This is a genomic window from Micromonospora sp. NPDC048169, assembly GCF_040652815.1.
Lineage (GTDB): Bacteria > Actinomycetota > Actinomycetes > Mycobacteriales > Micromonosporaceae > Micromonospora.
The window spans coordinates 52,759-74,664 of sequence record NZ_JBEZMS010000025.1 but is presented as its reverse complement, the minus strand read 5'-3'; the positions used below and the strand labels follow the sequence as shown (position 1 = coordinate 74,664).

17 protein-coding genes are annotated in these 21,906 nt (G+C 73.8%); 6 read left to right on the top strand and 11 right to left on the bottom strand.

The features are described 5' to 3' along the window. Nucleotides 1–3 precede the first annotated feature (3 nt). On the top strand, nucleotides 4–1,323 hold the full coding sequence (locus AB0D28_RS21035) for a hypothetical protein (RefSeq protein WP_357388097.1): 1,320 nt from the start codon (nucleotides 4–6) through the stop codon (nucleotides 1,321–1,323). Nucleotides 1,324–1,391: 68 nt separating this feature from the next. Here the strand turns inward: AB0D28_RS21035 and AB0D28_RS21030 are convergent, their stop codons facing one another. Next, on the bottom strand, nucleotides 1,392–4,112 hold the full coding sequence (locus AB0D28_RS21030) for a glucosidase (RefSeq protein WP_357388095.1): 2,721 nt from the start codon (nucleotides 4,110–4,112) through the stop codon (nucleotides 1,392–1,394). Between the two features lie 42 nt (nucleotides 4,113–4,154). Between AB0D28_RS21030 and AB0D28_RS21025 the strand changes: the two genes are divergently transcribed. The 4 genes from AB0D28_RS21025 to AB0D28_RS21010 all read left to right on the top strand — a co-directional run bounded on the left by AB0D28_RS21025 (nucleotide 4,155) and on the right by AB0D28_RS21010 (nucleotide 11,029). Beyond that, nucleotides 4,155–6,098 (top strand): amylo-alpha-1,6-glucosidase, encoded by a 1,944-nt coding sequence (locus AB0D28_RS21025; RefSeq protein WP_357388093.1) that lies wholly within the window; start codon nucleotides 4,155–4,157, stop codon nucleotides 6,096–6,098. Between the two features lie 128 nt (nucleotides 6,099–6,226). Further along, nucleotides 6,227–7,552: a glycosyltransferase family 4 protein gene (locus AB0D28_RS21020; protein ID WP_357388091.1), complete on the top strand. Its 1,326-nt coding sequence runs from the start codon at nucleotides 6,227–6,229 to the stop codon at nucleotides 7,550–7,552. An 89-nt stretch (nucleotides 7,553–7,641) separates the two neighbouring features. Further along, on the top strand, nucleotides 7,642–10,098 hold the full coding sequence (locus tag AB0D28_RS21015; RefSeq protein WP_357388089.1) for a protein kinase: 2,457 nt from the start codon (nucleotides 7,642–7,644) through the stop codon (nucleotides 10,096–10,098). Nucleotides 10,099–10,219: 121 nt separating this feature from the next. Further along, nucleotides 10,220–11,029 carry a metal-dependent hydrolase gene (locus AB0D28_RS21010; RefSeq protein ID WP_357388087.1) on the top strand — a complete coding sequence of 270 codons (810 nt, stop codon included), beginning with the start codon at nucleotides 10,220–10,222 and terminating at the stop codon, nucleotides 11,027–11,029. 28 nt (nucleotides 11,030–11,057) lie between these two features. Here the strand turns inward: AB0D28_RS21010 and AB0D28_RS21005 are convergent, their stop codons facing one another. The 10 genes from AB0D28_RS21005 to AB0D28_RS20960 form a co-directional block, all read right to left on the bottom strand. After that, nucleotides 11,058–11,543, bottom strand: a complete 486-nt coding sequence (locus AB0D28_RS21005) for a hypothetical protein (protein WP_357388085.1) — start codon at nucleotides 11,541–11,543, stop codon at nucleotides 11,058–11,060. 237 nt (nucleotides 11,544–11,780) lie between these two features. After that, on the bottom strand, nucleotides 11,781–12,497 hold the full coding sequence (locus tag AB0D28_RS21000; RefSeq protein ID WP_357388083.1) for a VOC family protein: 717 nt from the start codon (nucleotides 12,495–12,497) through the stop codon (nucleotides 11,781–11,783). A 117-nt stretch (nucleotides 12,498–12,614) separates the two neighbouring features. Beyond that, the gene (locus tag AB0D28_RS20995) at nucleotides 12,615–12,947 is read right to left on the bottom strand and encodes a TfoX/Sxy family protein (protein WP_357388081.1); all 333 of its coding nucleotides are present in this window, start codon (nucleotides 12,945–12,947) and stop codon (nucleotides 12,615–12,617) included. 41 nt (nucleotides 12,948–12,988) lie between these two features. Further along, nucleotides 12,989–13,582 carry a nucleotidyltransferase family protein gene (locus AB0D28_RS20990; RefSeq protein WP_357388079.1) on the bottom strand — a complete coding sequence of 198 codons (594 nt, stop codon included), beginning with the start codon at nucleotides 13,580–13,582 and terminating at the stop codon, nucleotides 12,989–12,991. A gap of 140 nt (nucleotides 13,583–13,722) precedes the next feature. Further along, nucleotides 13,723–15,390 (bottom strand): bifunctional 3'-5' exonuclease/DNA polymerase, encoded by a 1,668-nt coding sequence (locus AB0D28_RS20985; protein WP_357388138.1) that lies wholly within the window; start codon nucleotides 15,388–15,390, stop codon nucleotides 13,723–13,725. Between the two features lie 138 nt (nucleotides 15,391–15,528). Next, a complete protein-coding gene (locus AB0D28_RS20980; RefSeq protein ID WP_357388077.1) occupies nucleotides 15,529–16,485 on the bottom strand; it encodes a carbohydrate ABC transporter permease in 957 nt (318 codons plus the stop codon). 13 nt (nucleotides 16,486–16,498) lie between these two features. Continuing rightward, nucleotides 16,499–17,440 (bottom strand): sugar ABC transporter permease, encoded by a 942-nt coding sequence (locus tag AB0D28_RS20975; RefSeq protein ID WP_120569017.1) that lies wholly within the window; start codon nucleotides 17,438–17,440, stop codon nucleotides 16,499–16,501. Between the two features lie 22 nt (nucleotides 17,441–17,462). Continuing rightward, complete coding sequence (gene ngcE, locus AB0D28_RS20970) at nucleotides 17,463–18,875, bottom strand: N-acetylglucosamine/diacetylchitobiose ABC transporter substrate-binding protein (RefSeq protein WP_357388075.1); 1,413 nt, start codon at nucleotides 18,873–18,875, stop codon at nucleotides 17,463–17,465. A gap of 23 nt (nucleotides 18,876–18,898) precedes the next feature. After that, a complete protein-coding gene (locus tag AB0D28_RS20965) occupies nucleotides 18,899–19,648 on the bottom strand; it encodes an SIS domain-containing protein (protein ID WP_357388073.1) in 750 nt (249 codons plus the stop codon). Beyond that, nucleotides 19,645–20,592, bottom strand: coding sequence for a MurR/RpiR family transcriptional regulator (locus AB0D28_RS20960; protein ID WP_357388072.1), 948 nt, complete (start codon nucleotides 20,590–20,592; stop codon nucleotides 19,645–19,647). Before AB0D28_RS20960 ends, AB0D28_RS20965 begins: the two co-directional genes overlap by 4 nt. Nucleotides 20,593–20,749: 157 nt before the next feature. On the opposite strand from AB0D28_RS20960, the gene AB0D28_RS20955 reads away from it, so the two are divergent. Next, complete coding sequence (locus AB0D28_RS20955; RefSeq protein ID WP_357388070.1) at nucleotides 20,750–21,739, top strand: BadF/BadG/BcrA/BcrD ATPase family protein; 990 nt, start codon at nucleotides 20,750–20,752, stop codon at nucleotides 21,737–21,739. Nucleotides 21,740–21,906: the final 167 nt, after the last annotated feature.

Sequence of the window (21,906 nt, the reverse complement as noted above, 5' to 3'; positions counted from 1 at the left end):
GCCATGAAGACCTCACCTGATCATCCACCTGGACGCCGGCGGCGGGTGGCCGTCGCGGTGGCCGCGACGCTGGCGGTCGCGGGCGCCGCACTGCCGGGTTCCCCGGCGCTCGCCGTCAACGCCGCGCACACCACGGTGGTCGGCACGAACCCGGTCGACTGGACGCCGCACGCGCTGGACGGCACGGTGCACCGGATCCTCCAGATCGGCAACCGCGTGTACGTGGCCGGCACCTTCACCAAGGTGCGCAACGCCAGTCAGTCGGCCCAGCTGGCGATGCCCCGGCTCGTGGCGCTGGACGCGACCACCGGCCGGATCGACACCACGTTCCGGCCGCAGGTGAACGGCGCGGTCAAGGCGCTCGCCGCCGCGCCGGACGGCCGTTCGCTCTACATCGGCGGCGCGTTCACCACTGTCAACGGCACCGCGGCGTCCCGGCTGGCCCGGGTGGACGCGGCCACCGGTGCCCGGGTCGCCGGGTTCTCCACGCCGGCGTTGAACAACCAGGTGAACGACATGCGCCTGGTCGGCAACCGGCTGATCGTCGGCGGCGCGTTCCAGACCGTCGGCGGGGTGACCCGCCGTGCCCTGGCGGCGGTGAACGCCACCACGGGGGCGGCCGACGCGTCGGTCAACCTGAACCTGGCCGGCCCGCGCAAGACCACCTCCGGCGCGACGGCCCCGGTGAAGGTCGAGGCGCTGGACGTCTCCCCCGACGGCACCCGGCTGGTGTTCGCCGGCAACTTCAGCACCGTCGCCGGTGTGGCGCGGCACCAGCTCGCGGTGGCGAACCTGTCCGGCGCGGGCGCCACGCTCTCCGGCTGGGCCACCGACCGCTACCAGCCGCAGTGCGCGCGGTCGATGCCGTCGTACCTGCGCGGGGTGGACATCTCCCCGGACGGCACCTGGTTCGCGGTGGTGACCACCGGGGCGGCGTTCCCGGGCACGCTCTGCGACACCGCGGCGCGCTTCGAGTTCGGTACGGCCACCGGCGGCAAGCAGCCGACCTGGGCCAACTACACCGGCGGCGACACGCTGCTGTCGGTGGCGGTGACCGGCGCGGCGGTCTACGTCGGGGGGCACCAGCGCTGGCTGGACAACCCGCAGGGCCGCAACTCGGCCGGCCCGGGCGCGGTGTCCCGGCCGGGCATCGGGGCGATCCACCCGACCACGGGCAAGGCGCTGCCGTGGAACCCGACCAAGGACCGGGGGGTGGGCACCGGCGAGCTGTACGCCACCGACCGGGGCCTGTGGGTCGGCAGCGACACGGTGACGGTGGCCGGGGAGTACCACGCCCGGCTGGCGTTCCTGCCGCTGCCGTGAACGGGCGGGGCGCGGCGGTGTCCCGCCGCGCCCCACGCGTCAGCGACGCAAGGTGAGGGTTGGCCGCGTCAGCGACGCAAGGTGAGGATCAGGTCGGCGACCAGCGCGGTCCAGCCGGTCTGGTGCCAGGCGCCCAGGCCGGCGCCGTTGTCGCCGTGGAAGTACTCCGGGAAGCAGATCAGGTCGCGCCAGTCCGGGTGGGTCTGGAAGAGCTGCGCGGCGCCGTAGATCGGCCGCCGTCCCCAGTCGTCGCGGGTGAACAGCGAGATCAGCCGCGCGGACAGGTCGTCGGCGATCTCGTCCAGCGTGCGCTTGACGCCGGACCGGGTCGGGTACTCGACCTGGAGGTCGTCGCCGAAGAACGCGGCGTAGTCGCGCAGCGCGCTGATCAGCAGGAAGTTCGTCGGCATCCAGATCGGGCCGCGCCAGTTGGAGTTGCCGCCGAACAGGCCGCTGGTCGACTCGGCCGGCTCGTAGCCGACGCTGAACTCCTGCCCGCCGAGCATGACTGTGAACGGCTTGTCCAGGTGGGCCCGGGACAGCGTACGCAGCCCGTACTCGGAGAGGAACTCGTCGGTGTCGAGCATCCGGGCCAGCAGGCGTACCACCTGGTCCGGGGCGACCATCGACAGCAGCCGCTGCTGGCGGCCGTCCGGCCCGAGCCGGCGGGCGCCGATCACCTCGGCGTACTCGGGGCGGTTGGTGAGGAACCAGCGCAGCCGCGCGCCCAGTTCCGGCAGGCGGCGCATGGTCCGGGCGGTCAGCCGGGTGACAGCGGCCAGCGGCAGCAGCCCGACCACCGAGCGGACCTTCAGCGGCACCTTGGTGCCGTCGGCGAGCCGCAGCACGTCGTAGAAGAACGCGTCCTCGGCGTCCCAGAGCCCCTGGTGGTACGCCGCCGCGGCGATGTACGCGAAGTGCTCGAAGAACTTGGTGGCGGTGTCGGCGTACGTGCGGTCGTGCTCGGCCAGCACGATCGCCATGTCGAGCAGGTTGAGCGCGTACATGGCCATCCAGCCGGTGCCGTCGGACTGCTCCAGCACCCCTGCCACCGGCAGCGCGGCCGAGCGGTCGAACGGGCCGACGTTGTCCAGCCCGAGGAAGCCGCCCTCGAAGACGTTGTTGCCGCCGGTGTCCTTGCGGTTGACCCACCAGGTGAAGTTGAGCAGCAGCTTGTGCATCACCCGGGCGAGGAACTCGTGGTCGCGGGCGCCGTCGATCTCGAAGACCTTCAGCGCCGCCCAGGCGTGCACCGGCGGGTTGACGTCCCCGAACGCCCACTCGTACGCCGGGATCTGCCCGTTGGGGTGCAGGTACCACTCGCGCAGCAGCAGCAGGATCTGCTCCTTGGCGAAGCCCGGGTCGACCCGGGCGATGGTGACGCAGTGGAAGGCCAGGTCCCAGGCCGCGTACCAGGGGTATTCCCACGGGTCCGGCATGGAGATCACGTCGAAGCTGTTCATGTGCCACCAGGCGCTGTTGCGCCCGTGCCGGCGGCCGGCCGGCGGCGGCGCGGAGCCGGGGTCGCCGGCCAGCCACCGTTCGACGTCGAAGTGGTAGAACTGCTTGCCCCACATCAGCCCGGCGATGGCCTGGCGGGCCACCAGTGCCTCGTCGGCGGTGGCGGCGGCCGGGATGACGCTGTCGAAGAACCGGTTCGCCTCGGCCCGGCGGGCCCACAGCACGGTGTCGAACCCGTCGCCCAGGTCGGCCGGGGCGGGCGGCGCGGCGGCCGGCGGCGGCGCGGTACGGGTCAGCCGCAACCGGATCTGCCGCTTCTCGCCCGCCGGCACGTCCAGCACGTAGTGCAGCGCGCCCTTGGTGCCGGTGCGCTCCGGGTTGACGGTGTCCGCGCCGGCCACCACGTGGTCGTTGATGCCGTCCTTCGGGTACGGCGACCGCCCTGGTAGCCCCCACAGCCGCTCGGCGTTCGTCTCGTTGTCGCACAGCAGCGGCACCGGGTCGCCGTCGCCCTCCAGCAGCAGCTGGCCGAGCACCCAGTGGTCACCGACGAGCCGGGCGCCGCCGCGCGTCCCGGCCTCCTCGCCGGTCAGCCTCGGCACCCGGTCGGTGCCGGGCAGGCCCCACGCCCAGGTGTTGCGGAACCACAGCGTGGGCAGCACGTGCAGCGTCGCGTCCTGGTCTCCCCGGTTCGCCACGGTGACCAGCACGCACATGTCCGCCGGGGACGCCTTGGCGTAGTCGACTGTGACCGCCCAGTACCTGTCGTCGTCGAAGATGCCGGTGTCGACCAGCTCGTACTCGGTGTCGTCCCGGCCGCGCAGCGCGTTCACCGCGACCAGCTCGTCGTACGGGAAGGCGGCCTGCGGGTAGTGGTAGCGCCAGCGCATGAAGGAGTGCGTCGGGGTGCTGTCGAGGTACCACCAGTACTCCTTGACGTCCTCCCCGTGGTTGCCGCCGTCGCCGCCGAGGCCGAACATCCGCTCCTTGAGGATCGGGTCGCGCCCGTTCCACAGCGCGAGGGCGAAGCAGAACGTCTGCCGGTCGTCGCAGACGCCCGCCATGCCGTCCTCGTTCCACCGGTACGCTCGGGACCGCGCGTGGTCGTGGGGGAAGTAGTCCCACGCCGTGCCGTGCTCGCTGTAGTCCTCCCGTACCGTCCCCCACGCCCGCTCGGACAGATAGGGGCCCCATGCGCGCCAGTCCTGCTCCCCGGCGTCGGCCTGGGCGAGCCGGTGCCGCTCGGGGTCGGGGGACGCGGAGGTCGACCGGTCGGTGATCACTGGCTCATCTTCGACGCCGCCCGGGTACTTCTCCACAGCGGCCATTGTCGCCGTGGCATGTCACACCTCGCTGCCGGTGGAGGAAAGTTGATCGACATCCGTTTCGGGCCGCGGGTCTGCGGCGAGCTGTCCACCGCCGCCGCGCGGGAATGGCTGGTCACGGACGGGCGCGGCGGGTACGCCATGGGCACCGTGGCCGGGCTGCGCACCCGCCGGTACCACGGACTGCTCGTGGTGGCCGGTGACACGCCCGCGTCCCGCAAGGTGGGACTCGTGAGCCTCGATCCGGCGGTGACCCTGCCGTCGGGGCGGCAGGTCCGCCTCGGCGCGCACGAGTGGTCCTCGGGCGTGGTGGACCCGCGCGGCTTCGAGCTGCTGGAGCACTTCGACCTGGCCGACGGGGTGCCGCGCTGGCGCTGGCGCATCGGCGACGTGGTGATCGAGCGGGAGATCGCCATGACGTACGGCCGCTCCTGCGTGGCGGTGGTGCACCGGCTGATCTCCGGCGGCCCGGTGCGGCTGGACCTGGCGGCGGCCTGCACCTGGCGCGACGCGCACGGCGAGCGGCGGGCGGACGGCCCGGCGCCCCGGCTGGAGCCGGCTGCGGGCGGCGCCGTGGTCGACGGCGCGTACCGCCTGTCCGGGCCGGACTGGACCCCGGAGGGGCAGTGGTGGCACGGGGTGCGTCACCGGGTGGAGGCCGAGCGCGGCCTGCACCCGGACGAGGACCTCTGGTACGCGGGCCGGTTCACCGGCGCGCTCGACGAGCCGGGCGCTACCGTGTCGGTGCTGGCCTGGGCGGACGACCTGGCCGAGGAGCCGCCACCGGCGACCGCGGTGGTGGAGGCCACCCGGCGGCGCAGCCGGGCGGTGGTGGCCGCGGCGAAACCCGGCGACGCGGTCGAGGCGACGCTCGCGCTGGCCGCCGACGCGTTCGTGGTACGCACCGCGACCGGCCCGGACGTGGTCGCCGGCTACCCCTGGTTCGGCGCCTGGTCGCGGGACACGATGATCTCCTACGAGGGCCTGTTCCTGTGCACCGGCCGCGCCGACGAGGGCCGGGACCTGCTGCGGGCGTACGCGGCCACGCTGAACGAGGGCATGCTGGCGAACACCGCCGACACCGGCCGGGTCGAGTACAACACCGTGGACGCGACGCTGTGGTTCCTGCACGCGGTCCACCGGCACGTCACGGTCACCGGCGACACCGACCTCGGCGACGAGCTGCTGCCCGCGCTGCACGGCGTCGTCGAGGCGCACGTGGCGGGCACCCGGTACGGCATCGGCGTGGACCCGGCCGACGGGCTGCTGGCCCAGGGCGGCCCGCCGGACGTGGCGCTGACCTGGATGGACGCCCGGGTGTACGGCGTGCCGGTGACCCCGCGTACCGGCAAGCCGGTCGAGGTCAACGCGCTGTGGATCAACGGGCTGGCCGGGCTCGCCGAGCTGACCGAGCTGGCCGGACGCGACGCCGCCGGGCTGCACGCCCTGCACGACCGGGCCACCGCCGCGTTCCGGGAGCGTTTCCCCGCCCCGGCCGGCTGGCTGCACGACGTGGTGGACGCACCGGCGCCCGCGTACCCGCTGGGCGGGGCCGCGCACCACGACGACGACCTGCTGCGCCCCAACCAACTGCTCGCCTGGTCGCTGCCGCACGCGCCGCTGGAACCGGACGAGGTGACGTTGCGCCGGATCACCGAGGCGTTGTTCACCCCGCTCGGCCCGCGCAGCCTCGCCCCGGACTCCCCCGGCTTCACCGGACGGCACCGGGGTGGGCCCGCCGAGCGGGACTCCGCGTACCACCAGGGCACCGTCTGGCCGTGGCTGACCGGGCCGCTGCTGGACGCGTACCGCCGGGCCGGGCTGCCCACCGACGACCTGCTGGTGGGACTGGTGGGCCACCTCACCGAGGACGGCCTCGGCTCGGTGAGCGAGACCGCCGAGGGCACGCCCCCGCACGCGGCCACCGGCTGCCCGTTCCAGGCGTGGTCGGTGGCCGAGCTGCTGCGCGCGCGGCGGATGCGCCGGTAACGCGTTACAGACCGGCAACCGGCGCGTCGCCGCCGGTTATCGACCCCTCGGCAGGATGGGCGACGACCCCACCGGACACCGCGGCGACGCCGCCCGGGGTGGGGACGCCACAACTCAAAGGGGGCCGCGTGTCAGCCGACGCCGAAGTGATCGACATCCAGCCCGCCCGGCGCCTGCGGGTGCTGCTGCTCTCCTGGGAGTACCCGCCGGTGCTCGTCGGCGGGCTCGGCCGCCACGTACACGCCCTCTCAGTGGCGCTGGCCGCCGCCGGACACGAGGTCACCGTCGTCACCCGCCACGCCGAGGGCGCTCCCCTGGAGGAGTACGCCGACGGCGTACGCGTCGTCCGCGCCGCCGAGGACCCGGTCCGGTTCCCGCTCGCCACGGGCTCGCTGCTGGCCTGGACCATGGCCTTCAACCACACGCTGACCCGGGCCGCGCTGCGCGCCGCCTCGACCGGCACCTACGACGTGATCCACGCCCACGACTGGCTGGTCGCGCACACCGCCGTCACGCTGGCCGAGCACCTGGACGTCCCGCTGGTGACCACCATCCACGCCACCGAGGCGGGCCGGCACCAGGGCTGGCTGCCGGAGGAGATGAACCGCACCATCCACGGCGTCGAGCACTGGCTGAGCAACGCCTCGGGCCGGGTGATCGCCTGCTCCGGCTACATGCGCGACCAGGTGGCACGGCTGTTCGGCGTACCGGCCGGGCGCATCGACGTGGTCGCCAACGGCGTCGACGACCGGGTCTGGCGGGCGCGGCCGCACGCGGTGGCCTCCGCCCGGGCCCGCTTCGCGGCGGGCGGCCCGCTCGTCGGGTACGCCGGCCGGCTGGTCTACGAGAAGGGCGTGCAGCACCTGGTGCACGCGGTGCCGCACCTGGCGAAGCGACACCCCGGCCTGCGGGTGGTGATCGCCGGGGACGGGCCGTACCGGGACGAGCTGGTCGACCAGGCACGGCGGCTGCACCTGGGGGACACGGTCCGGTTCGCCGGTTTCATGGACGCCACCCAGCTCCCCGCGGTGCTGGCCGCCACCGACGCCACGGTCATTCCCAGCCTCTACGAGCCGTTCGGCATGATCGCATTGGAGGCGGCGGCCGCCGGAGCGCCGCTCGCGGTGGCCCGCACGGGCGGGCTGGCCGAGATCGTCGAGCCCGGGGTGACCGGGGTGACCTTCCCGCACGGCGATCCGGACGCGCTGGCCGGCGCCGTCGACCGGCTGCTCGGCGACGAGGTCTTCGCCCGGCGGGTGGCACGCAGGGCGCGGACCATGGTCAGCCGGCGCTACACCTGGTCGGCGATCGCCGCCCGGACCGCTGCCGCCTACGCGACCGCCCGCCGCGACCACGACGCGTTCCAGGCCCGCCGGGCCACCACCCTGCTCGCCGGCGACCGGTCCCCGATCGCCGTGCCGGAGGGGAACCTGCTCGCCGGCGCGGCAAGTTAGGCCCCCGGAGGACATGACGCACTGACATGCGATAGGTACCGTCCGATCCGTTGGCTATTGTGGACCACTGACCAGCGGTGAGGAGTGCGGTGCGGGAGGTAGTGATCGCGGGGCGGTACCGCCTGCTCGAACTGGTCGGCCGCGGCGGGATGGGCCAGGTCTGGCGGGCGCGCGACGAGGAGCTGCAACGCGAGGTCGCGGTGAAGCAGGTGGTGCCGCCGAACTGGCTCGCCGAGAACGAGCGGGACGAGCTGCGCGCCCGTACGCTGCGCGAGGCGCGCACGTCCGCCCGGCTCAACCACCCCAACGTGGTACGGGTCTACGACGTGGTCCGGGTCCAGGGTGAGCCCTGGCTGATCATGGAGTACGTCCCGTCCCGCTCGCTCCAGGAGATCATCGAGAGCGACGGGCCGCTGCCGCCCGGGCGGGCCGCCGAGATCGGCCTGTCGGTGCTCGCCGCGCTGCGCGCCGCCCACGACGCCGGGGTGCTGCACCGGGACGTGAAGCCCGCGAACGTGCTGCTGGCCCGGGACGGGCGGGTGCTGCTCACCGACTTCGGGCTGGCCGTGTTCGAGGGCGGCGACGGCGCCATGACCCGTCCCGGCCTGGTCCTCGGCTCCCCGCAGTACGTCGCCCCGGAACGGGCCGCCGAGGGTGTGTCCAGCGTCGAGGCGGACATGTGGTCGCTCGGCGCGACGCTGCACGCCGCGGTGGAGGGCCGCTCGCCGTACGCCCGCAGCACCGCGATGGCCACGCTCGCCGCACTCGCCACCCGGCCGCCCGACCCGGCGCCGCACGCCGGCCCGCTGACGCCGGTGCTGGCCGGGCTGCTGCGCCGCGATCCGCGTACCCGCATGGGGCACCGCGAGACGGCCCGGCTGCTCGGCGTCGCCGCGGTGTCGGAGGCCGACGCGGAGGCCGCCGGGTCCGCCGGCCGCGCCACCGCCGCGTCCTCCGACCGGGCGGGGGCCGGCCGCGAGGCCGACGTCCCGGCACGCGGCGCCGCCGGTGACGGTGCGGCGCTCCCGGGAAGCCCGGCCGCACCAGCTGGCGGTATCTACCCGGACCTGATGCCGCCGGCCGCCGCCGCGCGGGCGTGGAACCGGGCGGCGAAGCGCAGCGAGTGGGCCCCGCCCGCCGAGGGCGACCGCGCGCCGCCACCGGGCGACGCGGCCGAGGCCACCGGACCGGCGGACGTGCCGGGTTCGGCCGGCCGCCGCTCGGATTCCGGCGGCCTCCCGTCCCCGTCGTCCGCGGCCGGCGGGCCGGATGCGGACCGCCGCCCGGATGCGTCAGGCGGTCCGGCCGCCGACGGAGGTTCGGGCGCGGCCGGTGGCCCGGCCGCACCTGCCGGCTCCGGTGCGGCCAACCGCCCAGGTGCGGCCGATCGCCAGGGTGCGGCCGATCGCCCGGTCGCCGTCGGCCGGGCCGCGCCGCCGGAGCACGCCCGGGCCGGTGACCCGGATCGGGACCGGGCCGGGGCCCCGGGTCGTGCCCCCGCAGGCGCACCGGAGCGCGGCCGGGCCGGCCCGCCGGGGCAGAACGACCCGGCCGCCGCCACGGAGCCGGACCCGCCCCGGGGCGGGCCGGCCCGCCCCGGCCCGATCAGTCTCGGTCCCACGGTCCTCACCAGCTTCGTCGATCCGGGCAGCCCGGGCGGGCCCGAGTCGGCCCCCCGCGCCGACGCCCTCAGTCCGGTGCGCATCGGTGGTCCCGGCTCCGCGCCGGTGGCCAAGCCTCCCCCGGTCGCGCACAGCGGGCCGGTCGACAGCGGCGCTGTGCACCCCGCCCCGCCCCGCCCCGCCGGGGTCCCCCGCCCCGCCGACCCGCCGCTGCCCGCCGCCGACGGGAACCCGCTGCACCGCTGGGGGCTCGTGCTGGGCGCCGTGCTGCTGGCGGTGGCGACGGGCGTGGGCACCGCGCTGGCGATCAGCGGCGGCCACGACGATCCACCGCAGGCGAGCACGTCCACCGAGGCTGTCGTCCGCCCCTGGGACCGCCCGCCCGGGCCGGGCATGCCGCCCCCGCCGTTCCCCTGCGTCCGGCCCGACGTGGCCGGCACACCGGTCCGCAAGGGTCCGCCCCCCGACAACCCGCCGGTGACGGTTCCGGCCGGCTGGGTCTGGCCCGCCGACACCGGTGGCTTCCGCATCGCGCTGCCCGCCGGCTGGCTGCAACTGCGCTCCGGCGACACCACCTGCTTCCAGGACCCGGCCACCCGGCGCATCCTCGGCGTCGAGCCCTACCCGGGCGGCGATCCGGTGGGCCGGTTGAAGTCGTCCGAGCGGGACCTGAAATCCGCCGGCCGGCTGCCGCTGTACCAGAAGCTCCGGTTGGAGCCCGACGGCCCGGGAGCGGCGTGGGAGTGCCTGTGGACAGCGCCGTACGGGGAGCGGATGCACGCGTTGCGCGTACTGCCGGGCGAGCGGGCCGGCTGGACGCTCGGCTGGACCACGTCCGACGCCGACTGGCAGGCGGCCTCGAAACAGTTCGCGGTCATCCGCGCGAGCCTCGGCACGGTCCGGCCCACCCGTACCGCGGGCTGAACCTCGGCGTCCCCGGCTGCTCCTTCCCCTGTGGACCGTCCGGGTGATGCCCCGCCGTCGTACCGGCTGACTACAGTGGCGTAGTTTCGTAGATCAAGATCTTCGGGAAGGGCGAGCCGAGATGATGGGACCGTCCCACGCGCTCTCGGGCGCGGCGGTGTGGCTGACCGGCTCCTGGGCGATGGCCCAGTTCGCGGACTACCACCAGACACCGCTGGCGGTGGCGGTGGGCACCGCGGTCTGCGCCGGCGGGGCGCTCTTCCCCGACCTCGACCTGTCCGGCAAGGTCACCCGGAACCAGGGTGGCGCCACCGTGGCGCGCACGTTCGGCGTGTTCAGCCTCTTCGTCGCCGAGGTGGTGGAGAAGATCTCGCTCGGCGTCTACTACGCCACCAAGCTCAGCAAGGATCCACGCCGCAACAACGGGCACCGCACGCTGACCCACACCGTGCCGTTCACCGTGCTCGTCGGCTGGGGCACCACCGCGCTCTGCGCCCACTACGGCAAGTGGGCGGTGGTCGGCATCCTCTTCTTCATGATCGGCCTGGCGCTGCGCGGGCTCTTCGACCAGTGGGCCGAGCGCGCCGGCTGGGTGGTGGTCACGCTGGTGTCCGCCGCCGCGGCCTGGTTCACGTTCGCCAACCTGCCCGGTGACCGCGGCTATCCGATGATCGGCCTCGCGGTCGGGGTGGGCTGTTTCGTGCACATCCTCGGCGACATGATCACCCGAGCCGGCGTGCCGATCCTCTGGCCCATCCCGATCAAACGCCGGATGTGGACGATGATCGGGCTCCCGAACAAGATCGCCCTGCGCACCGGCAGCAAGGCCGAGACCGTGGTGCTGCGCACCGCTATGACGGTGCTCTCCGTGCTGGCCGCGCTGGGGCTGGTCGCCCCGTCGGTGCTGCAACGCTTCAACATCCAGGTGTAGCCGGAGCGCACGTCCAGGAGCGGCCCGGTCAGCCCGCCTCGGCGCGCAGCGGACCGGCAGTGGCCGTCCGGCGCCGGAACAACCGGGCCGCCCGTCCCACTCCGCCGGCGGTGAGCGCGTACGCCGCCGTCGGCGGGAGGGCCAGCAGCGCGCCGATCCCGGTCACGAGCGGCACCCGGGCGCCCGGCACGTCCGTGGCGACCGCGATCGCCGTGGTGTACCCGGCGGCCAGCACGACCGCGACGAGCCCCGCGTACGCCAGCGCCGGGCCGACCCGCCGCCGGCCCGCGGCCTCGCCGAGCGCGACGGCCGGCGCGAACAGCAGTGGCAGCCCGGCCACGCCGAGCAGCGCCGCGATCAGCACCAGCAGCGGCCCGGCCAGCGGGCCGCCCGGGTCGGCGCCGGTGACCAGCGCGTACGCCAGCAGGCCGAGGTAGCCGAGCACCGCCTCCGCGACGACGGCGAGCCAGGCCGCCGCGGCTCCGGCGAGATGTCGAGCGACGCTGGCGCCCATGTTGTCCCCTCCCCGTGCGGACGGCACGACGGCCGTCCGATCGGAACGGTAGCGCCTCACCACGTCGAGGTGGGGGCGGGCAGGCCGGCGCTCACCGCGACGCTGGACCGGGGTGACGGCGGTGCGGGCCGAGCTGCCGTGGGACCGGCTGTTCGAGGTGACGCTGGAACCGAGCCTGCGGCTGCGCTGATCGGTGCGGGTGCGGTCCCTCGCCCACAGGGAGGGGCCGCACCCGCCTCAGCGGGGTGTCAGCAGGCAGAACGCGGTGCCGTCCGGGTCGGCCAGCACCACGTCCTCGGCGGTGTGCCGGCCTGTGCCGACCCGGCTCGCGCCGAGCGCGCACAGCCGGTCGATCTCCGCGTCCCGGTCACCGGTCGCGACCAGGTCCAGGTGTACGCGGTCCCGCCCGCCGCTGGGCATCAGTGGCGGGCCGCTCCAGGTGACCTTCGCGCCCCCGCGCGGCGACTGGATCGCGGTCTCCTCGCCCTGGTCCCAGACCAGCGGCCAGCCCAGCGCCTCGCGCCAGAAGAGGCCGGCCGCCCGGGTGCCGTCGCAGTTGACCGCGCCGAGCGGGCCGCAGCCGGCGAGGAAGGTGTTGCCCGCCCCGATGACGCAGAACTCGTTGCCCTCCGGGTCGGCGAGCACCACCTGGTCGTCGTCGGGGCCCTGGCCGATGTCGATGTGCCGCCCGCCCAGTGCCAGCGCCCGGTCGACGGTGTCTCGCTGGGCCTGCGGCGACGCGCTCGTCAGGTCGAAGTGGATCCGGTTCTGCACGGTCTTCGGCGCGTTGTTGGGCAGGAACCGGATCCGGAAGTCGCTGTGGGCGTCGCCGCCCAGCGCCACGCCCCCGCGCGGGTCGTCGAGGATCTCCCGGCCGAGCACACCGGACCAGAACCGCGCGAGCGGCAGCGGGTCGCCCGCGTCGAGGCTTACCGCGTAGAGGTGAACAGCCATCCGCCCGTCTCCGATCCGCCGCCGTGGTCGGCAGCAGGTCAGGAGCGTAGGCCGGGCGGTACCGGCCGCGCAGCCGGGTTTACCCGCGCTACGTCGCCGGCAACGCGCTGTCGCATGCTACTTCGCGGGCAGGGTGCGCGCGAAGCGGACGCCCCGCTCGACCCAGCGGGCCAGGTCGGCGTCGCGCTCGCAGACATCGGGCGACACGGTCACCCAGCCCCGCATCTCCCGGCCCCGCATGAGCGTCGCCTCGGCGCCGGGCTCGGCCAGCGCGCGCTCGGTCTCGGCCGGATCGACCCGGACCATCAGGCCGCCCGCGCCGCGCACGACCACCGCCATGTTGCCGCGCAGCATCATCGCCAGGCCGCCGAACATGCGCCGCTCGGTGACGCCGGGCTCGGGCCCGAGGCGTTCCCGTACCCGGTTCGCCAGGTCCTCGTCGTAGGCCATGACGCCCATCGTGGCATCCGGGTCCGACAGCGGGGCGCGCGTCAGGCGCCGATGCGCTGTTCGGGGATGGACAGGCCGTAGAGCGCCATCAGCTCCGGGCTGTCGATCCGGCTGCCGTCGGCCACCGAGTCGCAGGCGATGTCGACGATCTGGTCCTTGTGCGCCAGCAGGTACGGCCGTGCGCCGACATCGGCGCTGGCCAGGGTGGCGATGCCGGACCAGTGCCGGCGGCCGAACAGCATCGGGTAGCCGCGCAACCCGTCGTAGGTGGCGCAGACCAGCACGTCCGGGTACGGCAGCGCGGTCACCCGGCGGACCGCCGCAGCGGTGAGCCCGGGCATGTCCACCGGCACCACGACCACCGCCTCGATGTCGTCGTCGGTGAGCGCGGCGAGCCCGGCCCGGATCGAGGAACCGACCCCGGTGCCCCAGGCGCGGTTGACCACGACTGTGGCGCCGCTCAGGTCGGTGGTCTGCCGTACCTGCTCGGCCGCCGCGCCCAGCACCACCACGACCTGCGCGCAGCCCGCCTCGGCCAGCGTGTCGACCATTCGGCTGACCAGTGGCTTCTCGCCCTGGTGCAGCAGCGCTTCAGGTCCGCCGATGCGGCGGCCGCCACCGGCGGCGATGATCATTGCAGCGATCCGGTTCAGCGGTGCCCCCTCGATCAGGGGACGGACCGGGCACAGCCGCCCGGTCCGTCCCGTCGTACGCACACCGGGCCCAACGAGCGCGGCCGGAGGCGGGTAGCGGGGCAAAACGGAAAATTGTGTGACTATGCCGCGTCCGCGTAGCAATCGACAGTGGACAGGTCCAGCGGGAACCGGACCGGGGTGTCACCGAACAGCAGCCGGGTCGCCCGCGCGCCGGCGGCGCTGACCGCCTCGGCGACGGCCGCCGCCTGCCCGGCCGGGCAGTGCACAAGCACCTCGTCGTGCTGGAAGAAGACCAGCTCCGCCTCAGTGCCGGCCAGCTCGGTGCGCAGCGTGGCGAGCAGCGTGGAGGCCCACTCGGCGGCGGTGGCCTGGATGACGAAGTTGCGGGTGAAGCGCCCCCGCGAGCGGGCCGCCCGGGCCGACGGGCTGTGCGGATCGGCCCCGCCGTCCGGCATCGCCTCCTCCCCCTCGGCGAACCCGGCCGACCCGGGCGGGCAGGTACGCCCCAGCCAGGACCGGACCAGGCCGCCCGCCTCACCGGTGCGCGCCGCCGCCTCGACGTAGCCGAACGCGGTCGGATAGCTCTTCCGCAGCACCGCCAGCGCGGGCAGAGCCGTCCCGCCGGTCTGCCCGTACATCGCCCCGAGCAGGGCCACCTTGGCCTTCGCCCGGTCACCGCCGAACGAGTCCCGGGCCAGCGCCGCGTACAGGTCACCGGCGCCACCGGCCGCCGCCAGCCGCTCGTCGCCGGAGACCGCCGCGAGCACGCGCGGTTCGAGCTGGCCCGCGTCGGCCACCACGAACGTCCAGCCCGGATCCGCCACCACCGCCCGCCGGATCACCTTCGGGATCTGCAATGCCCCGCCGCCCCGGGTCGCCCACCGGCCGGAGACCACGCCGCCCGGCACGTACTCGGGGTGGAACCGGCCGCCGGACACCCAGGCGTCGCGCCAGGCCCAGCCGTGCGCCGTCCAGATCCGGTACAGCTCCTTGTATTCCAGGACCAGCGGGGCCGCCGGGTGCTCCACCCCGCGCAGCACCCAGGCGCGCGTGTTCGGCAGGTCCACGCCCGCGCGGGCGAACGCCCGCAACAGCTCCGCGGGCGAGTCGGCGTGCACCTGGCGTACGCCGAACGCGTCGGCGATGCGGGCCTGCAACTCGGCCAGCTGGCGCGGCGGCCCACCGACCGGGGACGGCTCACCGAGCAGGCCGGCCAGGATCGCGTCGTGCACGTCGGCACGCCACGGCAGTCCGGCCGCGCCCATCTCGGCGGCCACCAGCGCGCCCGCCGACTCGGCGGCCACCAGCAACCGGAACCGGCCGGGGTGGGTGGTCGCGGCGATCCGGGCGAGCTGGTCGGCGTACACCCTCGTCAACGCCGTGATGCCCGGACCGGGCGGGCCGGACGGTGGCTCGAAGAGCGTGGCCTGGGCGTGGCCCGGCGGCTCGGGCGGGCGGGGCGCCGGGTCCGGTGGGACCGGCGCGCCGGTGACCCGGGCCCAGGCGGCCGGCAGCGCGCGCGGCTCGCCCCACCGGCCCGCGTGCCCGAGCAGCAGCGCCTCGGTCAGCTCGACGTCGTGGCAGCGGTCGAGCCGCACCCCGGCGCGCAGCAGCGCCGGGTAGACGCCGGCCCAGGCGGCCCACAGCCAGCGGGGGTGGCCGGCCGCCTCGCGGGCGGCCACCGCGGCGGCCAGATCGGCGACCTCCTCGGCCGCGCCGGCCGGGCGGCCGTCGGCGTGCAGCGGTTGCAGCAGGCCGCCACCCCGCTCGTCCGCCACCACCGCCATCAGCACGAACGCATTCTGCCCCCTCCCCCCGACACGCTCCGCGTGGAAGGAAGGGCCCCCTCTTAACGCCTGCGGTAGAGGAAGGGCCCCTTGTTAACGCCGAGCGTTAACAAGGGGCCCTTCCTTGCACCCGGAGGGTTACTTGCCGACGCCGGCGGTGAGGCCGGACTGCACCTGGCGCTGGAAGACGATGTACACGATCAGCACCGGCAGCATCGCCATGGTCACGCCGGCGAACAGGCCGGACCAGTCGGACTTGTAGCCCTGGTTGACGGACAGCTCGATCAACCCCTGGGCGATCACCTGGTTCTTCGGCTCGCCGGAGACGGACTGCATGAGCAGCGTCGGCAGGTACCACTGGTTCCACTGGCCGAGCACGTTGAAGATGCCGATGCTGATCAGGCCCGGCTTGGCCATCGGCAGCATCACGCTGAAGAACGTCCGGGTGTGCGAGGCCCCGTCGACCTGGGCCGCCTCGGCGATCGAGTCGGGCAGCGTCCGGAAGAACGAGTGCATGAAGAAGATCGTGAACGACAGCGACCAGGCCACGTAGACCAGGATCAGCATGAGGTGCTTGTTCGGGCCGAGCAGCGGGAGGCTGACCCCGGTGTTGTAGACGCCCTTGAACAGCGGCACCGCTGCCAGATAGATCGGCAGCGTCAGACCGGACAGGAACATCCAGTAGATCAGCCGGTTGCCGCGGAACTCGAAGCGCGCCAGCGCGTACGCGGCCATCGAGCCGAGCAGCATCGTCAACGTCACGCTGAACACGAGCACGAGCAGCGTGTTGAGGAAGAAGCTGTCGATCCCGGCGGTCCAGGCGCGGGCGAAGTTGTCCCACTGCAACGCGTCGGGGATCAGCGACAACGGCTCGCGGATCACCTCGGAGTCGGTCTTGAGCGCCGACATCACCACCCACAGCAGCGGGTAGACCACCATGATCGCCCAGACCGCGAGGAACAGGTGCGAGAAGCCGTTGAAGATCCGGCCGCCGAAGCCGTTGCCGACGTCCTTCGCGCGCCGGTCCGCGGGTGGCCGGTCCGGCGGTGCCGTGTCGGACCGGGCCGGACCGGAGGTGTGGGTCACCGTGCTCATCGTCCAGACCTCCTCAGTACTCGATCCGCTCACGGCGGGTGATCCTCAGCTGGAGCGCGGCCAGCAGGATGGTGAAGATGGCCAGCGCGACGGCGATCGCGCAGGCGTAACCGAACTGGCCCTTCTGGAACGCGTTGAACTGGATCACCGAGGCGAAGATCTCGCTGGCGTGGTTCGGCCCGCCCTGGCTCGGCGTCATGACGAAGACCAGCGCGTACATGTCCAGCGCGATGAAGCCCAGATACACCCAGGCGACCGAGATGCTGTCCCGCAGCAGCGGCAGCGTCACCTTGAAGAACGTGTGGAACCGGCCCGCGCCGTCGAGGATCGCGGCCTCGTAGATGTCCTTCGGGATCGACTGCATCGCGGCGGAGAACAGCACCATGTAGAAGCCGGCGCCGCTCCACACCGCGATGAACAGCAGCCACCACAGCACCGCCGGTACGCCGAGGAACGGCTCCGGGTCGGCGGTGAAGGCGATCGGGTTGTCCGCGTCGACCAGCCCGATCTTGATGAGCAGACCGTTGATCAACCCCTGCCCGTCGGTGCGGTAGATCTGCTGCCACATGACGGCGATGACCACCAGCGACAGCACCTGCGGGAAGAAGAAGATGACCTTGTAGATCCCGGAGCCGAACACCCCGCGGATGCCGGCCCTGTCCTCGCGTCCGCCCACGTTGAGCAGGAACGCGAGGAACAGGGCCAGCGCGATCGTGAACAGCGGCACGGTGACCAGGAAGAACACGTTGTGCCAGAACGCCTTCCGGATCAGCTCGTCGGAGAACAGCCGGACGTAGTTGTCCAGCCCGACGAAGCGCTGGGAATCGGAGTACCCGCCCCAGTCGGTCAGCGAGTATCCCGCCGCCTGGGCGAACGGCCACACCACGTAGAACAGGTACAGCGCGACGGGCAGGGCCAGGAAGCCCGTGACGAAACGCGCGACTCCGTGCCGCATTTGACTCACTTCCTCGCGGTGATCAGGCGGTGCGGGTCTGCTTCTTGATCGACGAGTCCTTGGCGACCTTGTCGGCGGCCGCCTGCATCTTGTCGACGAACTGCTGCGCGGTCAGGCGGCCGGCCATCAGCTCCTCGGAGAGGTTCTGGCTCTCCTTGTCCAGGTCGGCGTAGAAGTCCGGGAACTTCACCGAGATCAGGTCCGAGCTGCCGTTCTTCATCAGCGAGTTCGCCGACGCCAGCGCGGTGTCCTGGACGTTGTCGCCGGAGCCCTTGGTGGACGCCAGCGACTTGGTCAGCTCGGCGAACTTCGCCGAACCGGCCTTGGAGAGGATGGCCCGCAGGAACTCCTTCGCGGCCTCCTTGTTCGGCGCCTTGCTCGGCACCACGAAGCCCTCGCCGGAGGAGGCGAAGACGTCCTTGGCCGCCTTGTCGCCGCTCTTGCTCCAGTAGTCGGAGATGGTCATCTCGAAGCCCGGCGGGATGGTCGCGGCCATCTCGTTCTTCAGCCAGGTGCCGACCTGGATGAACGCCGCCTTGCCGTCCAGGAACGCCTGCTGCGACTGGGTGTGGTCGAGCTTGCCCGGCAGCAGCAGCTTGTCCTTGACCAGCTTCTCCCACGGCTCCAGCGCCGCGACGATGCCGTCGGCCTTCCAGGCGCCGTCCTTCAGGTTGTCGATGTCGACGACGGCCTGCTTGCCGACGGCCTTCCAGATGCTGGCGAACAGCGCCCAGCGCGGGTAGTAGCCGTGCACCGCGTCGTGCACGTACGGCGCCATGCCCTTGGCCTTGATCTTCGGCGCGAGCGCGAAGAACTCGTCCCAGGTGGTCGGCGCCGTCCACCCCTCCTTCTTGAACAGCGCGGCGTTGTACCAGTTGCCCCAGACCGTGTACGCGACGTTGACGACGTAGAACTTGCCGTTCTGCGTACCGTCGGCGACCGTGCCCGGCAGCAGGCTGTCGGCCACGGTCCCCTCGCTGTCCCAGGCCGGCGCGGTGAGCAGGTCGTCCAGGGGCTCGATCGCGCCCTCGTTGATCAGCGTGCTGCGGTCCATCATGTCGGCGCCCGAGTTCATCACCAGGTCGCTCGGCTGCGTCGCCATCTTGGGCTGCTCTTCGGTCTTGATCTTCTGGGTGGAAGACATGTTGACCGTGACGTTCGGGTGCTTGGCGTTGAAGACGACCTTGTCCTCCTTGGCCCACTGGTCGCCCAGGCCACCGTTGAACACGACCACCTTGACCGCGCTGCCGTCCTTGACGCCGAACGGGTTGTCCTTGCTCTTGGCCGCGCCGCCGCCGTCGGACTTGCTCGGCTCGCTGCCGGCGCAGGCGCTCAGCAGACCCGCCGCCGGTACGGCCAGCAGACCGGCCGCCGCGGCGCGCCGCAGCAGGGTCCGCCGGCTGACGTCGCCGAACTTCTCGGGGGAAACCGACATGTTGTCTCTCCTTGTGGGTCGGGTCAGGCGGTCCGCCGGAGACGCCCGGCGTACCGCGACTCGAGGGCGAGGTTGTGCTCGTCCCCACCGGGGACGTTGGCGGAGAGGTAGACAGGGGGTACCTCTCCGGCCTGGTGGAACCGTCGTACGACCTCGGCGGTCAGCAGTTGCGCCAGCAGCGCCGCGGTGACCGAGGAGACCGCACAGACCGCGCCGCCGCCCTCGAGCGGCAGCAGTGCGTCGCCGTACGGCGCGCCGTTGTCCAGCACGACGTCGGCGAGGTCGGCGAGCCGGTGCCCGGAGGGGTGCCGAGGAGCTACCCGGGCGGTGTGCTCGACCGAGGTGACAGCGATCAACTGATGGCCGCCGCGCTTGACGAGCGTCGCCAGCTCGACCACCGAGCCGTTGATGCCGGACTGCGAGGCGACCACGAACACGTCCTCCGGCTGCGGCGCCGCCAGCGCGTAGAGCTGGTGCGCCACGGCCGGGTCGCGTTCCAGCTTCGGGTCGGCGAGCACGTCGCGGGGCGCGTCGCCGTGCAGCACGAGGTCGTGCAGGGAGATCCGGTTGGCGGGGACCAGGCCGCCGGCCCGGGCGACCAGTTCGGCGGCGAACGCCTCCGAGTGGCCGGCGCCGAACGCCTGGAGGACGCCGCCGGCGCGCAGTCCGGAGGCGATCAGGTCGGCCGCCCGGTCCACCGCGACGGCCTGGCTGTCCACCAGCCGGTCGAGGACCGGGCGGACCGCCTCGGCGTACCGCTGGGCGCTGATCATGAGAGGGACCCCTTCGCGGCTTTGTGCCCGTCGACGGCCTGGGCGGTACGCCGGAAGGCCGCGTGGGCACGGTCGTGGGTGCGCTGCGCCACCGCGATGTAGAGCAGGTCGAGGACGACGAGCTGCGGGTGCCGGGCGGAGAGCGCGTCCGGCCGGAACGTGGTCGCCTGGCTGGCGGTGACCAGCACGATGTCGGCCAGTTCGGCGAGCGGCGAGCGGGGGAAGCCGGTGAGCGCGACGGTGGTGGCACCGCGGCTGCCGGCCTCGGCGAGCAGCTCGATCGTCTCCCGGGTCTGCCCGGTGTGCGAGATGCCGAGGGCGACGTCCCCGGCGCCCAGCAGCGCGGCGCTGGCGAGTCCCTCGTGCACGTCACTCCAGGCCCACGCGGCGACGCCGATGCGGTGCAGGCTGAACTGCATCTCCTCGCCGACGAGCGCGCTGCCGCTGGCGCCGAAGATGTTCACCCGGCTGGCCGCGGCGATGGCGAGCGCCGCGCGTTCCACCTCGGCCAGGTCGAGCAGCGCGGCGGTGTCGTGCATGGCGCGCGTGTCGGCGGCCATGATCTGGTCGAGCACCCGGGAGAGCGGGTCTCCGGGCTGGATCTCGCGTCCGATGTCGACGGTCCAGCCCGCCGAGCGGGCCCGGCCGGTCTCGGCGGCGATGCCGAGCCGCAGGTCCGCGTACCCCTCGAAGCCCATCGCCCGGCAGAACCGGGTGATGGTAGCCGGTGAGGTGCCGCTGCGCTCGGCCAGCTCGACGATGGTGGCACGGGCCGCCGCCTCCGGGTCGCTGAGCACGTGCTCGGCGACCCGGCGCAGCGCCCCGGTCAGCTCCCCCGTGCCGGCCCGGACCCTGGCCAGCACCCCGTCGGCGCCCAGCCGGTCGGCCGGGCCGGCATCGACCACCGCGGTCGCCGCGGAAGTCTCCACCTCGTGCTCGGCCATCGGCGTAAGCCTTTCGGAAAAGAGTGTTAACTGTTAGTGGTAAAAGTTCTTACTGAAGGCCCCTCCGTGTCAAGGGCGTGGGTGAAGTTTTCAAACTGTTACCTCCCGCGAGGCCGCGATCTTGCGTCCGGCGACGCGGCCGACCAGCATGAGTTCCATGTCGGACACCGTCGTGGTCGGCCTCGACGTCGGGGGCACCTCCACCCGCGCGGCAGCGCTGAGCCTCGACGGCACGCGACTGGGCGCCGGCCGCGCCGGCGGCGGCAACCCCACCAGCCACGGCGCCGAGCGGGCCGCCGCCGAGCTGCTCGCCGCCCTGCGCGCGGCGCTCGCCGACATCGACCCGGCTCGGGTACGCGCCGGCGTGATCGGCCTCGCCGGGGCCGGCCGCCTCCTGGCCGACCCGCGCGGCCGGGACGCGTTCGACCAGGCGTGGGCCGAGGCGGGGCTGCGATGCCCGTACGCGGTGCACGGCGACGCGCTCGTCGCCTACGCCTCCGGCACCGCCGCGCCGGACGGAACGGTGCTCGTCGCCGGCACCGGCGCGATCGCCGCCCAGGTACGCGACCTGCGGCTGGACCGCACCGCCGACGGCCACGGCTGGCTGCTCGGCGACGCCGGCTCCGGGTTCTGGCTCGGCCGTGAGGCGGTCCGGCGGCTGCTGACCGACCTGGATCGTGCCGAACCGCCCGGTAACCTGGGCCGCCGGGTGCTGGCGGAGCTGACCGGCACGACCGAGGTGGACGACGCGCCCCGCGCCACCGCCGCAGCCGTCGTGCAGGCGGTCACCCGGCGACCGCCGGTGGAACTCGCCCGGCTCGCGCCGCTCGTGGTGTCCTCGGCCCGCGACGGGGAGCCGGCCGCCGTCGCGCTGATCGCCGAGGCGGCGGCACTGCTGGCGGAGAGCGTGTCCCGTATCCGCCCACCCGGCGCGACCGACGCCGTGGTGCTCGGCGGCGGACTGCTCACCGGCGACACGCCGCTGGCCGGCGCGGTACGCGCGGAACTGGCCGCACGCTGGCCCGGCGCACCGCTGCACGGTGCCGGGGACGGTGCCGCCGCCGCGGCCTGGCTGGCCGCCCGCGACCTGCCCGAGGTCGCCGACCCGGCCGCACTGCACGCCCGCCTGGTCCCCCCACCCGCCTGACCCGCCCGGCACGCCCCTGACCCGCCTGGCTCGCCCTGCCGCCTGCCGCCGCCGGACCGCCCCGCGCTGCCGCCGGATCGCCCGCGCTGCCGCTGGACCGGCCGACGGGTGGAACACCAAGGGCGCCAAGGCCCCGGTTTGACACCGTGGTGTTCCACCCGCCCCGT

What these genes read in the sequence shown, in the direction of transcription:
- AB0D28_RS21035 (WP_357388097.1), top strand. Translation starts at nt 4, where the DNA reads ATGAAGACCTCACCTGATCATCCACCTGGACGCCGGCGGCGGGTGGCC.
- AB0D28_RS21030 (WP_357388095.1), bottom strand. Translation starts at nt 4,112, where the DNA reads ATGGCCGCTGTGGAGAAGTACCCGGGCGGCGTCGAAGATGAGCCAGTG.
- AB0D28_RS21010 (WP_357388087.1), top strand. Translation starts at nt 10,220, where the DNA reads ATGATGGGACCGTCCCACGCGCTCTCGGGCGCGGCGGTGTGGCTGACC.
- AB0D28_RS21005 (WP_357388085.1), bottom strand. Translation starts at nt 11,543, where the DNA reads ATGGGCGCCAGCGTCGCTCGACATCTCGCCGGAGCCGCGGCGGCCTGG.
- AB0D28_RS21000 (WP_357388083.1), bottom strand. Translation starts at nt 12,497, where the DNA reads ATGGCTGTTCACCTCTACGCGGTAAGCCTCGACGCGGGCGACCCGCTG.
- AB0D28_RS20995 (WP_357388081.1), bottom strand. Translation starts at nt 12,947, where the DNA reads ATGGCCTACGACGAGGACCTGGCGAACCGGGTACGGGAACGCCTCGGG.
- AB0D28_RS20990 (WP_357388079.1), bottom strand. Translation starts at nt 13,582, where the DNA reads ATGATCATCGCCGCCGGTGGCGGCCGCCGCATCGGCGGACCTGAAGCG.
- AB0D28_RS20985 (WP_357388138.1), bottom strand. Translation starts at nt 15,390, where the DNA reads ATGGCGGTGGTGGCGGACGAGCGGGGTGGCGGCCTGCTGCAACCGCTG.
- AB0D28_RS20980 (WP_357388077.1), bottom strand. Translation starts at nt 16,485, where the DNA reads ATGAGCACGGTGACCCACACCTCCGGTCCGGCCCGGTCCGACACGGCA.
- AB0D28_RS20975 (WP_120569017.1), bottom strand. Translation starts at nt 17,440, where the DNA reads ATGCGGCACGGAGTCGCGCGTTTCGTCACGGGCTTCCTGGCCCTGCCC.
- ngcE (WP_357388075.1), bottom strand. Translation starts at nt 18,875, where the DNA reads ATGTCGGTTTCCCCCGAGAAGTTCGGCGACGTCAGCCGGCGGACCCTG.
- AB0D28_RS20965 (WP_357388073.1), bottom strand. Translation starts at nt 19,648, where the DNA reads ATGATCAGCGCCCAGCGGTACGCCGAGGCGGTCCGCCCGGTCCTCGAC.
- AB0D28_RS20960 (WP_357388072.1), bottom strand. Translation starts at nt 20,592, where the DNA reads ATGGCCGAGCACGAGGTGGAGACTTCCGCGGCGACCGCGGTGGTCGAT.
- AB0D28_RS20955 (WP_357388070.1), top strand. Translation starts at nt 20,750, where the DNA reads ATGTCGGACACCGTCGTGGTCGGCCTCGACGTCGGGGGCACCTCCACC.